Source organism: Blastocatellia bacterium, assembly GCA_035275065.1.
GTDB lineage: Bacteria > Acidobacteriota > Blastocatellia > UBA7656 > UBA7656 > DATENM01.
This window is the reverse complement of the sequence record DATENM010000039.1, coordinates 1-15,204: the sequence shown is the minus strand read 5'-3', so window position 1 is coordinate 15,204 and position 15,204 is coordinate 1. Positions and strand designations below refer to the sequence as shown.

The 15,204-nt window shown below is 57.4% G+C and carries 12 protein-coding genes; 10 read left to right on the top strand and 2 right to left on the bottom strand.

Annotation, left to right across the window (positions count from 1 at the left end; translation table 11 throughout):
• Nucleotides 1-53: 53 nt before the first annotated feature.
• Together fxsT and VJ464_08230 are read right to left on the bottom strand one after the other, a co-directional pair.
• Nucleotides 54-3,146 carry an FxSxx-COOH system tetratricopeptide repeat protein gene (gene fxsT, locus VJ464_08235; protein HKQ05103.1) on the bottom strand — a complete coding sequence of 1,031 codons (3,093 nt, stop codon included), beginning with the start codon at nucleotides 3,144-3,146 and terminating at the stop codon, nucleotides 54-56.
• 274 nt (nucleotides 3,147-3,420) lie between these two features.
• Nucleotides 3,421-4,254 carry a hypothetical protein gene (locus tag VJ464_08230; GenBank protein ID HKQ05102.1) on the bottom strand — a complete coding sequence of 278 codons (834 nt, stop codon included), beginning with the start codon at nucleotides 4,252-4,254 and terminating at the stop codon, nucleotides 3,421-3,423.
• Between the two features lie 12 nt (nucleotides 4,255-4,266).
• On the opposite strand from VJ464_08230, the gene VJ464_08225 reads away from it, so the two are divergent.
• The 10 genes from VJ464_08225 to VJ464_08180 all read left to right on the top strand — a co-directional run bounded on the left by VJ464_08225 (nucleotide 4,267) and on the right by VJ464_08180 (nucleotide 14,795).
• Nucleotides 4,267-4,620 carry a hypothetical protein gene (locus tag VJ464_08225; GenBank protein HKQ05101.1) on the top strand — a complete coding sequence of 118 codons (354 nt, stop codon included), beginning with the start codon at nucleotides 4,267-4,269 and terminating at the stop codon, nucleotides 4,618-4,620.
• A gap of 117 nt (nucleotides 4,621-4,737) precedes the next feature.
• Nucleotides 4,738-5,061, top strand: coding sequence for a hypothetical protein (locus VJ464_08220; GenBank protein HKQ05100.1), 324 nt, complete (start codon nucleotides 4,738-4,740; stop codon nucleotides 5,059-5,061).
• A gap of 82 nt (nucleotides 5,062-5,143) precedes the next feature.
• Nucleotides 5,144-5,275: a hypothetical protein gene (locus VJ464_08215; protein ID HKQ05099.1), complete on the top strand. Its 132-nt coding sequence runs from the start codon at nucleotides 5,144-5,146 to the stop codon at nucleotides 5,273-5,275.
• A 56-nt stretch (nucleotides 5,276-5,331) separates the two neighbouring features.
• Nucleotides 5,332-5,739: a YkgJ family cysteine cluster protein gene (locus VJ464_08210; GenBank protein HKQ05098.1), complete on the top strand. Its 408-nt coding sequence runs from the start codon at nucleotides 5,332-5,334 to the stop codon at nucleotides 5,737-5,739.
• A gap of 44 nt (nucleotides 5,740-5,783) precedes the next feature.
• Nucleotides 5,784-7,061 (top strand): MFS transporter, encoded by a 1,278-nt coding sequence (locus VJ464_08205; GenBank protein ID HKQ05097.1) that lies wholly within the window; start codon nucleotides 5,784-5,786, stop codon nucleotides 7,059-7,061.
• A 441-nt stretch (nucleotides 7,062-7,502) separates the two neighbouring features.
• Nucleotides 7,503-9,272 carry an AMIN domain-containing protein gene (locus tag VJ464_08200; protein HKQ05096.1) on the top strand — a complete coding sequence of 590 codons (1,770 nt, stop codon included), beginning with the start codon at nucleotides 7,503-7,505 and terminating at the stop codon, nucleotides 9,270-9,272.
• 14 nt (nucleotides 9,273-9,286) lie between these two features.
• Nucleotides 9,287-9,808 carry a hypothetical protein gene (locus VJ464_08195; protein HKQ05095.1) on the top strand — a complete coding sequence of 174 codons (522 nt, stop codon included), beginning with the start codon at nucleotides 9,287-9,289 and terminating at the stop codon, nucleotides 9,806-9,808.
• A 43-nt stretch (nucleotides 9,809-9,851) separates the two neighbouring features.
• Complete coding sequence (locus VJ464_08190; protein ID HKQ05094.1) at nucleotides 9,852-12,527, top strand: response regulator; 2,676 nt, start codon at nucleotides 9,852-9,854, stop codon at nucleotides 12,525-12,527.
• A 52-nt stretch (nucleotides 12,528-12,579) separates the two neighbouring features.
• Nucleotides 12,580-12,957, top strand: coding sequence for a response regulator (locus VJ464_08185; protein HKQ05093.1), 378 nt, complete (start codon nucleotides 12,580-12,582; stop codon nucleotides 12,955-12,957).
• Nucleotides 12,954-14,795: a protein kinase gene (locus VJ464_08180; protein ID HKQ05092.1), complete on the top strand. Its 1,842-nt coding sequence runs from the start codon at nucleotides 12,954-12,956 to the stop codon at nucleotides 14,793-14,795. The genes VJ464_08185 and VJ464_08180 overlap by 4 nt, the downstream gene beginning before the upstream one ends.
• Nucleotides 14,796-15,204: the final 409 nt, after the last annotated feature.

The window sequence follows — 15,204 nt, the reverse complement described above, 5'->3', positions numbered from 1 at the left end:
TTTAAGAATATTAAATCTGACAGCGGTGGGTCTATGGGCATTCGCTTATTAGCTCACCGCTTTTTCTTCTTATGCTTGCTTTTTCTTTGTTTACTGGCAGGAGGGACTCGAAAGCCCGTCATCTGCGCAAGGAGCTGCCGCCTCTGCTCTTTTACCATCTCATAGCTGGGATGGTCATGGGGAAGGCCCCGGAAATAGTCCTCAATGAAGTCCCTCGCTTCAAGGCGACGACTTAATTTAAAAAGAGAGTACGCCACACCTACTGCTGAGGAAATAGTATTAGGATGATGCTCTCCTAATAAATCCCTGCGAATTTCCAGCGCCTTCTGTTTAAACTCTAGTGCTCGCTTATGATCGCTGAGGTTGGCATAGGTGCTGCCAATATTGTTGAATGAGGTGGCTGTGTCAGGGTGCTTATCGCTGAACAACTCCTTCTGGATCTCCAGCGCCTTCTGCTCGAATTCCAGCGCCCGTTTGTAGTCGCCGAGGCTGTCATAGGTGCTGCCGATATTGTTGAACGAGGTAGCTGTGTCAGGGTGCTTGTCGCCGAACAACTCCTGTCGGATCTCCAGCGCCTTCTGTTTAAGCTCTAGCGCCCGCTTAGGGTCGCCAAGGTAGCCATAGATGCTGCCGACGTTATCGAATGAGGTGGCTGTGTCAGGGTGCTTATCGCTGGACAGCTCCTGTCGGATCTCCAGCGCCTTCTGCTCGAATTCCAGCGCCCGTTTGTAGTCGCCGAGGTTGTCATAGGTGATGCCGACGTTGTTGAACGAGGTAGCTGTGTCGGGGTGCTTGTTGCCGAACAACTCCTGTCGAATCTCCAGTGCCTTCTGATAGAGTTCCAATGCTCGCTTGTAATCTCCCAATTGGAAATAACTAAATCCTAGATCATTTAGGATATGTGCTTTCAGAGCTAAATCGCCGGAGTTACTCTGCTCGAAGGCTGCCCATGCTTTTTCGAGCTGCGCACGAACATCATGATACCGCCCGTGATGATATGATGGATATGCTTGTAGCCAGATCAGTTGACTCGCATACTTTGGCGCATATGCTGAAGCATGTTGCTCCCATGCTTGCAGGTGATCGATCTCGCTCTCAAAAAGCGGCAATTGATTGAATTCTTCTCTCTTATCTTCAAACCATTTCGCCATTCGCTGACAGATGATATCGCTCCAACCCTCTCGACCCGTTAGTGGAACATCTTCACGCCGAACTTCGCGCACGAGCCGGTGAATGGCATAGCTTTCTGCGGCAGGGGGCTTTTGCAATAAGCGGAGGGCTATGCCGAGACTCAATGCTCCGGTCAATTCAGCCTGATTCGAAATATCAAGTAGTGCGCACATCAAAGATAATCCCATCGGTGCGGAGCCGCTCCATGTCAATAAATTCAGAATATCGCGCAGTAGCGGCTCATCCTGAAAGATTCCCTCGTTGATTTTTAGCGTGGAGTAAATATCTTTCTCATGCTTCGTGAAACTGCCGCTCAGAAATCTGCCCGGCAAGGCTGCTCTGAGGTTCTGTTGTAGAAGTTCAAGATACTGCTGCCAAGGCAATTGCCGATGGCGGATATAAGCCCCAGCTAATTCAATCGCCAGAGGCAAGCCGTCTAAAGTCTCAGCAATTTCTCTTGCAGCTCGCTCTTTATCTTCTCCGGTAGGCGACTGGTGCCGCCCTGCTTCTTGCAACAGCAATTTGAGTGAGAGTTCTTGATTCAATAGCTCAAGTGGGACACGCTTGAATTCGGGGTGCTCAAAGCGGCTTGTGATCAGAATATGCGGATTGGCTTGCGGCTCAGGCAAAAAGGGCTCAATTGCGCTGATGGATTCAACGTTATCGAAGATGAGCAGACAATCTGAGTACGTCCGTATGCGCTGTTGAGCAATTTCAAGCTTGTACTTGTGCTCGGATTCCGGCGCGACCCATCGCGCTTTCTCAGCAATATGGATCAATTGTGAATCAATGTCCTGGTCTGCATTCAGCCATACGACGCCGTTTGGATAATCGTCCTGAAAGCGGTAAGCATACTCAACGGCAAGCTGTGTCTTGCCTAGTCCGCCCAGACCTCCAAATGCAGCGGTTTGGCCAATAGCTGTGCGGCGTCCGCTTGTGAGTTGCTCACGCACGGCCTGCATTGTTTCTTCACGCCCGATGACCTGATCGCCCTTGGGTCGGAACGGAACGTAGAACACCCGATTGCGTGGATCGTAAGACGCAATCATCTGTGGGCGAGGCAGTTCGTTTGGCTGCGAATCGGGTTTTATTGGGGCTGAATGTGTTTCAGCAGCAATCTTTGCCAATTCGTGCATCCCCTCAAGCAAGGGGGCGCCATGATCCTCAACTGTAATGATCTCTACCGGCAGGTTCAGTCTTTGTAGGTTCTCGCGCTCGGCGGCGCGAGTGAGAACGTAATGCGGTCCAGTCGTGCCATTAAAGATGTCGCTAATTCCACGCAATTGCATTCCGAAATAGGCGTCATCCAGGCTGAACCCGATAAACAACAGGGTGTGCGAGGTCATCAATTGATGCAGCGTTGCCAGAGCCGCTCGATAGCGATGTTCAGCTTCTCCCGCTTCAGGATAAAGCCGGCTGTAGCCGTCGGGAGTAAGAATCAAATTCGTGGCGTTATTAATGTGGCCGTGAAGATGCCACACGGTTGGATGCTTGATCTCTCCGCGCAATAGCCCACTCTGCTCGGCCTGTGCTTCAACGTCCCAAAAAACCAGATCGTTAGGCTGAGGACAGGCCCAGTGCAGCACCCGATCATAATTGGTTGTAATAACAAGCTTGCTCCCTAATTGCCAAACCGCTCTTGCTAGATTGAGACTATCATCATCAGCGTCCGCGTTTCTGCGATCTATGTGCTCCTTAATGAACTGAAACCAAACCGGGCCTAATCCTTGCCGCGCCCGCCTTGCTGCATCGAGGTAATCAGAAGGTTCAATCTCCAGTAATCCCCGCACTGTATTTGCGTAGGGCGATTTCTTTTCTTCATCAAGCCGGTTGGCCGCTGCCTCTAACAAATTCTTCCAACTGGGGAAAAGACGCTCGCCATTCTTATCCTTCACGGCCATAGAAACGCCCGCTCCAACAAAGGGAATGACTTTACCTTCACGAAGGCGTTCATCCAATGTTCTTGGAATATCCATTGCTCACCCCAACTTTCCCAGACTCAATTGTGCTCGAATTCTCTGCCTACAAATAAAAGAAGGTAACGAATGCCACCCGAGAACAGGCGAAATATATCATTACCTTGCGATTTATTCCTAGAACTTGTTTTAACCGAATCAACCCATTTCTTACTGACGATTCGACTGGCTGTTCTGCCCTTCATCTGGGTAACCGTTTCAAAGAGGGTGGATGATAACGAGCGAATCAAGGATGGCGAGGCGGACAGATGAGCGGCGACGACTTGCCCTTGGTTCATAGCAAGCGGCTCAGTTCGACGCGCTCGCCTTGTCGCATCATCCAGCCCTTCAGCCGCGCGAACCCGCTGATGTGTTCCTTCACCTTGAAGCCCCGCATCAGTTTCGCACGGATCTTCAAACTCAAGCCGATCACCCGCTCCGTCGGGTTGTTGGTGTAGGGCCAGACCCTCGCCCACTTCTCATAGACTTCCCGCGCCAACTGCTTGAAGCGCGCCGCCGGACTCGCGCGCCGGCCTTTCTGCGGGCGCTTGACCCGCCGCTGCCGTTGATAAAGCTGCTTAGCCCGTTGTTGCCCATCGGCGGGCACCTCGCGCAACAAGGCTTCCAACTCCTGCAAGTCGCGCTGCAAGCGCGCCGACTGGGTTTGCCTTTGCAGTTCACGCACCCGCCGCAGCTTGTTCTTCTTGAAATGCGTCGTGCAGAGGTAATGATGCGGTTGGGCGATGACCGCATCGTAGGTGAGGTGCTCATCGCTGACCCAGTCCTCAATCCCGTAGGTCGCCTGTAAATCCTTGACCAGAGCCGCCATCGCCGCTTCATCCCGTTCGTCGAGCAATTCGACTTCCAGCAGCGTGCCGTCTGCGAAGTCAACCACCATCACGACACTCTCGTGGCGCGCGCCGTGCGGCTCGGCTAGGCGCTGGTAGGTGGCGTCAATGCCGGCCAGGCGCACTCGGCGATGGCCGCGCTGGTGCAGGCGCTTGACCGAGGCGAAGGCCGAGACGACATCGCGGTAGACAGAGGTGTCGGATTCTTTGGCACCCAACGCGGTCATCAGTTGGGCAGTGGCTTGGTAGCTCAAGCCCAGGGCATACAGCAGCAGATTCAAGGCGCGGACGCGTTGCGAGCGCTGGAAGTGGGGCGTGAGACCACCAGGTTGAAGCGTGAAGGTGCGCTGACAGCGGCGGCAGCGCATGCGCAGTTTGCGGACTTCTGCGAGGCGGGTATCGGTGACGGCAAGCCGACGCTGTTGATGGATGACGGCGGCGGGCTGCTGACAAAAAGGGCAAGCCCGCTCGACTTGCGGGTGTTGTTCGAGAGTGGGAATAATGTAGCGCAGCATAACAGGATTCTTTCGCGTTGGATTTCTGGCGAAAAACAACTGTCTGAAAGAATCCTGTTTTTTTCAACCACCTTCTGTGAAACGATTACTCATCTGGCAAGCGTTAGGGATGCCCAGAGCAAATTGGTATAATGGCCCGCTCTCTTGTGAGGGAAGAATTTGCTATACCTTTCCTGGTCACCCGTTTTATTGACACGCCGCATGACAGGGCAGATAATCTCGATCAAATCTTATTAAGGTGGTGCAGTAATGAATGAAGATTCTGATGTGATACGCCGCATTAACAATGCGCTGGCTACCATCGCCGAAAACCAGGCGCGCTTTGAAGAAAACCAGGCGCGCTTTGAGGAAAACCAGGCGCGCTTCGATGAGAAGATGGCGGCAATGCAAGAGGCCATCGCTGGTCTCATTCAGGTGGCGCGCATGCACGACGAGCAGATTGACCGCAACAGCCAGCAGATCAGAGAAAACTCTGAAGCGATTAAAGAACTCCGGGAAGGCTTGCGGGATCAGCGAGAACACATCAACGCCTTGATCCGCGTCGTGGAAGATCACGTGACGAATCATCCGTAGGAACGTAAAAAGGTTCGGGTCAGAAGCGCCACTCGCGCCATGAATTGCCCTGCGGAGAAGTCTGGTACTACACCTCGGCGTGATGAGCTTGCAGCGGCCTGAGCCGAAGGCGCTCACCGGCACGGCGCAAACCCTCATCACACTCGAAACCATCCTCGGCCCGTTGCAGGCGGCGCTGCTCGCCCTGGCCATCCGCCGTAAGTTCATGCGCTGAACGGCCAGCTTCAGGTATACTCCCTCGGTCACACCATCAGGCAGAAGGTTGAAGCAATGAAACGAAAGCGACTGACGGCGAAGCGCAAGTCCGAGCTCTGCGTCCTCTGCGGCAAGTGCTGCATGGCGATGACGTTTTACGGCGGCGAGGTGGATGACGAATCGCGCGACGAGATTCACTGGATGGGGCTGCACGGCTTCAAGATCGATTACGTCAAGACAGACGACGCGACGGATTACTATTTCACCATCCCGCAACGCTGCAATGCGTTGCAAGAGACACGCGGCGATGACGGGTTGATGCGCTACACCTGCGGCGTCTACGAAACCCGCCCGCAGATGTGCCGCGATTACGACGGCAGTCAGCCGGGACCGCTTGGCGTCAGCGATTGTTTCTGGCGATTGGAAAAAGAAGGCAAGCCGCTGCCGGTCACGGGTCTCGTACAACTAGAGACTTCGCGCTAGAGCGGTTTTCGATTGCGCTTGCCGTGTAGCGCAAGGCGGTTAGCTTGCGCTACACCCGATTGCAAACTGCTCTGACACGATTGCCGCTTCATCGGAACGTCGCACTGCTCAATGCCGGGAAGGATTTCAGCATCCTGAAAAATATTAAAACTGCGCAAACCGTTTCCTACTTTATTGCCTTCGTCGCTCTCGGCCTGGCGATGGCTTCGCTAGGCCCGACGCTTCCCGCGCTGGCCGGACAGACGCGGGCCAGTGTCGGCGGAATCAGCTACCTCTTCACCGTCCGCTCGTTTGGCTTTCTGCTCGGCTCCCTCTTCGGCGGCAGGCTCTTTGATCGCATGCGCGGGCACCACGTCATGGCGGCAATGATCATCGTCATGTCGGCGACTATGGCGCTGATGCCGGTTATCACGACGCTCGGTGTTTTGTTGGTTGTCATGTTGGTTTTGGGCACGGCAGAAGGCGCGGTCGGCGTCGGCGGCAATGCCCTGCTCGTCTGGGTTCATCAGAGTCGCGTCGCGCCCTTCATGAATGCCCTGCATTTCTTCTATGGGGTGGGTGGCTTCATCTCTCCGCTGATCATCGCGCGAACTTTTTCTATTCAGAATACGACAGCAGCGCCTTACGTCGTGCTGGCGTTTCTCATCCTGCCCGCCGCGGCGTTGCTGCTGCGCTTGCCGAGCCCGCGGAATCAACAAGCTTCGGCTGAGTCTTCGACCGCCAGTGGCATCAACTATAAGCTCGTCGTGTTGATTGCCCTGTTACTCTGCCTGTACATCGGCGCCGAGGTGAGCTATGGCAGCTGGATTTATAGCTACGTGCTTAAGATGAATCTGGGCGATGAACACATGGGGGCCTATCTGACATCGATCTTCTGGGGATCGCTCACTGCCGGTCGGCTCATTGGTGTCCCCATCGCGGCGCGACTTAGACCGCGCACAATCTTGCTGGCAGATTTGATGGGCTGTTTCATCAGCATAGGGATCGCCCTCTTATGGTCAACGTCGCTGGCGGCGATCACCGTCGCGTCGGTCTGCATAGGGCTTTCCATGGCTTCGATCTATCCGACGGCGCTGACATTTGCCGAACGACGGATGAAGATCACGGGACAAGTGACCGGGTTCCTGGTAGTCGGCGGAAGCTCCGGCGGGATGGTTGTTCCTTTACTGATTGGGCAGATGTTTGAGCCCCTCGGGCCGCGCGTGATGCTGTTCACCGTCCTGCTTGATTTAATTGTCGCGCTGATGGTTTATCTGTTCCTGGTTATTGATTCATCTCCTTACTATCGAACGAAGATCGAGCCAGAAGAACATACCGTCTAGCATCGAAGCGGCTCACGCAAACGCCGCCGCGAAAGACGTCCGGGGCGGCCTCGCTTTTCTTGCCTTGCCGCGACGTGATACAGCAAGGAGGGTGCTGGTGAAATCGTCCGTATTCGTGTAGACTCGCAATGTTCAAGGTTCGCTCGTTCGTTCCTATAAGATACAATCCATACGGCTTCGCCGCGGACACGGCTCATCGCCTCTGGAATCGGCTCTGCTGACTCTCGCCGACGAGTGAGGACGGGACGGGGTTGTTCGGATAGTGATTGAGATTGCCGCCGGATTCGGCAGAATGGTTGAGCCACTTTTGGCGGCAGGTCATTCATTCTGTCGTAACAAAGGACGCTATCTATGCACTGCCCCGCTCACCCGCGAGCCTCTGGCTATCCTCACCCTCTCTTGCCGATAAGGGCGCGATGGCTGATAGGATTGATCCTTCTGATGCTGCTGACGGGGCATCCCGCGCCCGCCGTCGCCTCTGACCCGAGCCTGAATCATAGTCGCGCCCCGCGCCCCGCGACCGCCGGCAATGGCGCTGGCCAGCCCGGCGGATTGCCGCTCGCAAAGCGCGTGCTCGCGGTGTGGGCCGAACCCGCAAATCATGGCGTGCGGCTGGTGATCAAAGCCGACGGGGCCATGCTATTCAAGCCGTTCACGCTGTCCGCCCCCTGGAGAATTGTGGTTGACATCACAGGGGTTCGCAGTGCCGTCGGCAGCTCGACGATCCCGGTCACCAGCGCCGTCGTCGAGCGCATCCGCATTGGTCAGCCCGACGCGAATCTCGTGCGCGTGGTCCTCGACACGCCGGCTCAGATGCCCTATCGCATAGACATTGAAGGCGATCATCTACTCATCAGCGTCGGCCATTTCAACCCCGCGCCATCTGCCGCCAACCCAGGGGCGGCGGCGGCTGCGACTAAGCCTGTGACGGCGGCCGTAAGGACGAACGCGGAGAAATCCCCAACGGCGGCCCCGGTGGTCCCCACACCCGCCGGCGCGGCTGCCGAGCAGAGACCAGGCAGCGACAATAACGCCGAGGATCGCGCGACCGTGAACCGGCTCCTGCGCCATGTCGAGGAACTCGAAGCGCGGGTCCGCGAGCTCGAAGCGAAAGTGCCCGCAGCAGCGATCCCATCAGCCGCGCCAGCGACGGAAGACGTCGCGGCGGCCACCAACCCGCCGCAATCGGAAAGCCACGATAACCTTGACGCGCACAGCAATCATGACCGGCCGGGCGGCAAACCCTCATTGCAACTGCAAGGGTTTGCCGACATCGATTACCGGTCCACTAACGAACACGGCGTGAACAACGCCTTTGCTCTTGGCCAGCTCGATCTGTTCATCACATCGCGCCTATCTGATAAGTTCAACGTGCTCAGCGAACTGATCATCCAGGCCGGCCATGATAACGCCTTCAGCTTCGAGATACACCGTCTGCTGCTGCAATACTACCCGAACGATTATTTCAACCTCAGCGTCGGGCGCTACCACACGGGCATCGGCTATTACAACAGCGCTTACCATCATGGCCAATGGTTTCAGACCGCCGCCACCCGGCCCTTCATTTATGCGTTCGAGGGACAGGGGGGCATCCTGCCGCTGCACAATGTCGGCGTCTCGGTAAGCGGCCGCATCCCTTCCGGGTCGCTCGGACTGCGCTACCTCGCAGAGATGGGCAATGGCCGCTCGGTCAATTCGCCTGCCGACCGGAGTGTGCAAACCACCAATGATGAAAACCAGGGCAAAGCCGTCAACTTCGGCTTGCTGATGCGGCCCGATTGGGCGCGGGGCTTGCAGGCCGGGGTTTCGGTTTACCGGGACCGTTTGACGCCCGCAGGCCGAGCCGCTGTCGATCAGACGATTAGTGCGGCGCATGTCATCTTTCGTAACTCGAACTATGAATGGCTGAACGAGGTGCTGCTGCTGCACCATGCGCCGTCAGGCAGCCCGCGCACCTACAACTCGCCGGCTTTCTACACGCAATTTGCGCGGCGCTTTGGCGATGCATGGCCATATTTTCGCTATGAGTATCTGAACGTTCCCGATGATGATCCGATTTACCCGATCATCGGACGCCGTAACGGGCCGCTGGCCGGGCTGCGTTACGACCTGACGGAATTCGCGGCGTTCAAGGTGCAATACAATCACACGCAACGGCGCCGGCAGAAGTCGCTGGACGAGCTTTTGCTGCAACTGGCATTCACCTTTTGAGGCGGAGATTACTTATGCGCTATTCGCTTCCGCTTCTTGCCCTCGTCTTGACGTTGGCGCTGATGGCGCCGCCTGTGCGGACTGCGCCGCACGACAGCGTCCGCTACCCGGCGGCCTGGTCGCCAGCCTTTCAAGAAGACCTCGCCATCATTGTCAATAAGGCGAACCCCGTCGAAGCGATGACGCTGGCCGAGTTGCGCGACGTCTTTCTGGCCGAGCGCAGCCGCTGGCCGAATGGCCGCAAGGTGACGATCACCATGCTCGACATCGGCAATCCGGAGCGCGATGCGGTGCTGCGGACGATCTACCGCATGCGCGAGGCCGACTTCAACCGCAGCTTTCTGCGCGCCCGCTTCGCCGGCGAAACCACCGAAGAACCCAAGCTGCTGGCGTCACCGACGAATATGGTGCGCTTCGTCTTCAACGCGCCGGGAGCCATCGGCTATGTCCGTGCCAGCAGCCTGGACGGCTCGGTGAAAGTCCTGCGTATTGATGGCCGCGCCCCCGGCGAGCCAGGATACAGGATTAAATTTTAGGATTGACGGCATCCCCTGTCGCTCATAGAGAGGAATGGTCGCGATGCGCGCAAATCGTGGGACGCGGGCCCTGTTGGCCAGGCTTTTCCGCCGCTATAACACGACGCTGGCCTTTGTCTTGATCGGCGGCGCGGTGATCGCCGTCGGCGTGTTCGTGGTCAGAGATTTGCGCCGCGCCAATCAACAAGTACAGCAGATGTATGGCGAATCGGTCAGCGGCCTCGATCTGATTGGCGATGTGCAATACCAGACTCAGGAAGCCCGCCGCAGCATGCAATATGCGCTGACGACGCGCGACAGCAACCTGCAACTACAGTATGTCGGCGATTCGCGCGCCGCCGACGCGCGGGTGGCGGTGATGCTCGAAAAGCAACTGGCGCTCGCCACCTCGCCGGCGCTCATTGACTCAAGCAAGCAGTTCGAACAGGACTGGTCGGATTACCTGCGCATCCGCAACGAGTTGATTGGCTTGATTCTCGAAGGCGATCTCCAGGAGGCCGCCGGCCTCGACCTGCGAGAAGGCATCCCGCATTTCAACCGCGTTCGCAACGACCTCGCAGAGATCAAGCAGCTCTACATGGGCGACGCGGGCCGCCGCCTCGAAGAGGTCGAGAGCTCGTACAATCGCTCGTTCCGGCAACTGATCGCGATCCTCATTGGCATGCAGATACTCGCGCCATTCGTGGTGCGCGCCGTGCAGAAGGGCAAGATGGTTCAGGCGCTGCAAAAATCGGAAGCGCGTTTGCAGGAGATCATCGAATCGATCAATGAGGGCATGCTGGTCGTCGGCCCCGAACAGACCATCGAATTATGGAATGGCGCCGCCGAGCGCATCACCGACCGTCCGCGCCATGAGGCGCTCGGCCACAGCGTCGCGGCGGTTTTCCCTGAGGGCAATGTCACGCCGCTGACCAATGCCATTGCCGAATCAATCAAAGATGGCCGGCCCGGCGATGTTCAAGACTTGCAATTGCGGAGTGAAGCGTCGCGCTTTTTTGAAGCGCGCATCTTCCCGTTTCGCCGGCGCACGACGGTGTTTTTCACGGACATTACCGAGGGCTTGCTGGCCAAGCAACGGCAGGCGCAATTGCTCGCAGACCTTGAACGGACCAACGGAGAATTAACCGAGACGCTCGCCGAGTTGAATGAGACGCAGAGCCAGTTGCAGCGCGCCAAAGAAGCCGCCGAAGCCGCCAATCAGGCCAAGAGCGCTTTCCTCGCCAATATGAGCCATGAGTTACGCACGCCGCTCAACGCCATCATCGGTTACAGCGAGATGCTCGAAGAAGAGGCGGCAGATGTCGGCCAAAACGATTTCATTCCCGACTTGAAGAAGATCAGCACCGCCGGCAAGCACCTGCTCCAGTTGATCAACGAGATTCTCGATCTGTCAAAGATTGAGGCCGGCAAGACCGAGCTTTACGTCGAAACATTCGCGGTCAGCAGCCTGATTGCCGAGGTCGCGGCAACCGTCCGACCGCTAGTCGAAAAGAATGATAACCGCCTCGAAGTCAATCTGGATGCGCAGGCTGGTAGCATGCGCTCCGACCTGCTCAAAGTCCGGCAGACCCTGTTCAATTTATTAAGCAACGCCAGCAAATTCACCCGCAACGGCACGATCAAGCTTGATGTCGAGCGTGTGGCAAGCCGCTCGACGGGTGGCCCAGCCTGGCTCCGCTTTCGCGTCAGCGACACAGGCATCGGCATGACCGAGGCGCAGATGGCCAAGCTCTTTCAGCCGTTCACCCAGGCCGACGCCTCGACCACACGCCAATTTGGCGGCACCGGCCTGGGCCTGACGATCACGCGCAAGTTCTGCCAGATGATGGGCGGCGAGATTAACGTCACCAGTGAAGCAGGCCGTGGCAGCGCCTTCACCATCGATTTGCCCGCAGACTTGCAGGAGATGGCGACGCCAGGAGAATTACCTAAAAAAAGTCGGGCGGAAGCGGCCTCGGCCACTGCCAGCACGGTCTTAGTCATCGATGACGATCCGACCGTACGCGACCTGCTCGAACGGTTCCTGGCAAAGGAAGGCTTTCAGGTGATCTGCGCCGCGAATGGCGAGGAGGGCTTGGAAAAGGCCCAACGCTTGTGCCCCGATGCCATCACGCTCGATGTCATCATGCCGGGGATGGATGGCTGGGCGGTCCTCGCGGCCTTGAAAGCCAGCCCGGCGACGGCGGACATCCCGGTCATTATGCTGACGATTCTCGATGACCAGAACAGGGGCTACACGCTTGGCGCCACGGAATACGTCAGCAAGCCGCTGGACCGCGAGCGGCTCCTTAAAGTATTAGGCAAGTACCGCCAGGGCGACGGCCAGCATGTACTCGTGGTTGATGATGATGACGCGGCCCGCGCGGCGATACGGCGGCTGCTTGAAGGCGAAGGGTGGGCAGTAACCGAAGCTGAAAATGGCCGTGTCGCGCTTGACCGCCTGGCCAGCCGCCGCCCTGCCGCCATCCTCCTGGACCTGATCATGCCGGAGATGGACGGTTTCGAATTCATTCGCGGGATGCAGGCGCATGAAGGGCTTAAACGCCCGCCGGTCATTGTCATTACCGCAAAAGACATCACGGCGGAAGATCGCTTGCGATTGAACGGCTACGTCGAGAAGATTCTCGAAAAGGGCAGCTACAGCCGCGAGCAATTGATGCGCGAGGTGCGCGACCTGGTGGCCACTTGTGTGCGCAATGGCGCGGCGGCAGAATCTTAATCCGGCCACATGGCCTGGGCCGCTCTGGTGGGCGGAAAGGGGTGAGTAATCTTTGGCGAAGATTCTTCTGGTTGAAGACAACGAGATGAACCGCGATATGCTGTCGCGCCGGCTTGAGCGGCGAGGCTTTCAGGTGGCCATCGCGCAGACGGGCGAGGAAGGCATCGCTATGGCGCAGAGCGAACGGCCCGATTTGATCCTGATGGACATGAGTCTGCCGGTGATCGACGGGTGGGAGGCGACCCGGCGACTCAAAGCCGCTTCGGAGACCGCCGGGATACCAATCATTGCGCTCACGGCGCACGCCATGTCGGGCGACCGCGAGCAGGCAATCGCGGCCGGGTGCGATGATTACGACACCAAACCGATTGAGTTTCCGCGCTTGCTTTCCAAGGTCGAAGCCCTGCTCAAAACGGAGGCTGAGTCATGAAGTTAGATTCGCTGTCGCACTTGCGCCATGAAGTCAACACGCCGCTCAATGCCATCATTGGCTATAGCGAAATGCTGCTTGAAGACCCCGAAAGCTCCGGTTTGAGTGAATTCACCGGGCGCCTGCAAAAGGTTCATGCGATGGGCAAGCACCTGCTGGCAATCGCCAATGATGTGCTTGACCCGGCCAAGATCGTCGCCAATCGTCAGGCTGAAAACCTGATGGCGCTTGCCCACGAGATTCGCGACCGGCTGGCCATCCCCCTGAGTGTGATTATTGATTCGAGCGAATGGCTGGCGCGCGACACGGCAGCCAGTGGTCAAGCCGACTCGGCCTCCGACCTGCAAAAGATTCACGTCGCCGGCAAACGGCTGCAACAGTATCTTCAGGAAATCGTCCGGCCCGATGCGCAATTCAGCAGCCTGGCGGCGGAGGCGACCGTCGCCTCGTTCGACCGTCCCGGTCAAGCTGGCGCCAGAGCGGCCCACGAGCAAGGGTCCGTGCTGGTCGTTGATGACAACGAGATGAATCGCGACATCCTGTCGCGCATCCTCATGCGGCGCGGCCACCGCGTATCAATGGCGAGCAGCGGGCGCGAGGCGCTGGCAACGGTCGCGGCACAATCGGTCGATCTGCTGCTGCTCGATATCCTCATGCCGGAAATGGACGGCTACGAGGTGCTACAACAGGTGACCGCCAATCCGGCGCTCGCCGGGCTGCCGGTGATTTTTATCAGTGCCTTTGATGATCTCTCCGAAAAGATCAAAGCCTTTCAGTCCGGGGCGGTCGATTACATTACCAAGCCCTTTCAGGCTGAAGAGGTGCTGGCGCGCGTCGACAATCAACTGAAGATCAGACGACTGCAACGACAATTGGAAGAGCAAAATCAGCAGTTGCGGCGCAAGAACACTCAACTCGAGCTTGAGCAAAAACGCACGGACATCGCCTTTTCGGCGCTATCCGATGTGCTCCCCGGCGCGGTGCTTGATCGGAAATATCATATTGAGGAAAAGATTGGCTCCGGTGGCTTCGGTGCGGTCTTCCGGGCCACGCATCTCGGCCTGGATCGCGCCGTCGCGGTGAAGGTCTTGCGCCCGATGCCCGGCAACGATTCGCCTGAAGGGCTCGAGCGCTTTCGCCTCGAAGGCATCTCGGCGAGCCGCATCAATCATCCGAACGCCGTCGCGGTTCTCGATTGCGGTATTTCAGATTCGGGCATCGCTTATCTGGTGATGGAACTGCTCGAAGGGCACAGCCTGAGCGATGAGTTAAAGCAGCAGGGTGTGCTACCGCCGGCGCGAGTCATCGAGATTATATTGCCGGTGTGTCGCGTGCTCGCAGAGGTCCACGAGCAAGGCATTGTCCACCGAGATATCAAGCCAGACAACATCTTCCTGCACCGCACGAAAGATGGCGAAGTCGTGAAGGTGGTCGATTTCGGTCTGGCGAAGATATTTGGCGACGATGCGAATACCGCCACCTCGAACACCGTCGCCGGAGGGATTGTCTGTACGCCGGCTTACATGGCACCAGAGCGCATGACGAGCGACAGTTACGACGGGCGAGCCGACGTCTACAGCCTCGGCGTCATTATGTTCCAGATGTTGGCGGGGCATGCGCCTTTTAAAGCGAGTGAAGGGGGCGCAATGGCGCTGATGCTGATGCACGTGATGAAGGAGCCGCCCGGCCTGCGCGATTCGAACCCGGAGGTTCCGCCAGAGATCGAGGCGCTGGTGCTCGAAACCCTCAGGAAAGATCCGCAGGAGAGGCCCGACGCGCGGCAACTCGCGGCACGGTTGGCGGCCTGGCAGCCGCAGCAGCCCGCCGCCAGGGCATAGCCCGAATCAGCTTATAGCGAAGGCTGCCGCTTACAAGCCTCGTCGGCCGGCTACCAATTGGAGAAAGCTCCCGGAGAGAAGATCAAGAAGTACTTTTATGGCGACCAAGCGGGATGAGCAAAGGCGTGACAGCAGCCGACAGATTGAAGATAAAACCAGGCGCAGGTGAGCTTGAAAGAGTGAGCAATAAGAGTGATTAAAAAACCAGGACGCTCTTGGGCGGCCTTAAACTGTTGGGTGTAGAAAGTAGAAAAATGCTACGGGAAAAGTAGCGCAATCGGACAAGTGCAAGCACATCCGAAACAGGTAAGTGCAAGCACATCCAGAACAGTATTCTATAAGAAAACGGATTCTGGAGGTCACTTGAAATGGCTAAAAAAGCGCTGTTGAAAAACGCCGCCGCGACATG

What these genes read in the sequence shown, in the direction of transcription:
- fxsT (HKQ05103.1), bottom strand. Translation starts at nt 3,146, where the DNA reads ATGGATATTCCAAGAACATTGGATGAACGCCTTCGTGAAGGTAAAGTC.
- VJ464_08220 (HKQ05100.1), top strand. Translation starts at nt 4,738, where the DNA reads ATGAATGAAGATTCTGATGTGATACGCCGCATTAACAATGCGCTGGCT.
- VJ464_08215 (HKQ05099.1), top strand. Translation starts at nt 5,144, where the DNA reads ATGAGCTTGCAGCGGCCTGAGCCGAAGGCGCTCACCGGCACGGCGCAA.
- VJ464_08210 (HKQ05098.1), top strand. Translation starts at nt 5,332, where the DNA reads ATGAAACGAAAGCGACTGACGGCGAAGCGCAAGTCCGAGCTCTGCGTC.
- VJ464_08200 (HKQ05096.1), top strand. Translation starts at nt 7,503, where the DNA reads ATGCTGCTGACGGGGCATCCCGCGCCCGCCGTCGCCTCTGACCCGAGC.
- VJ464_08195 (HKQ05095.1), top strand. Translation starts at nt 9,287, where the DNA reads ATGCGCTATTCGCTTCCGCTTCTTGCCCTCGTCTTGACGTTGGCGCTG.
- VJ464_08190 (HKQ05094.1), top strand. Translation starts at nt 9,852, where the DNA reads ATGCGCGCAAATCGTGGGACGCGGGCCCTGTTGGCCAGGCTTTTCCGC.
- VJ464_08180 (HKQ05092.1), top strand. Translation starts at nt 12,954, where the DNA reads ATGAAGTTAGATTCGCTGTCGCACTTGCGCCATGAAGTCAACACGCCG.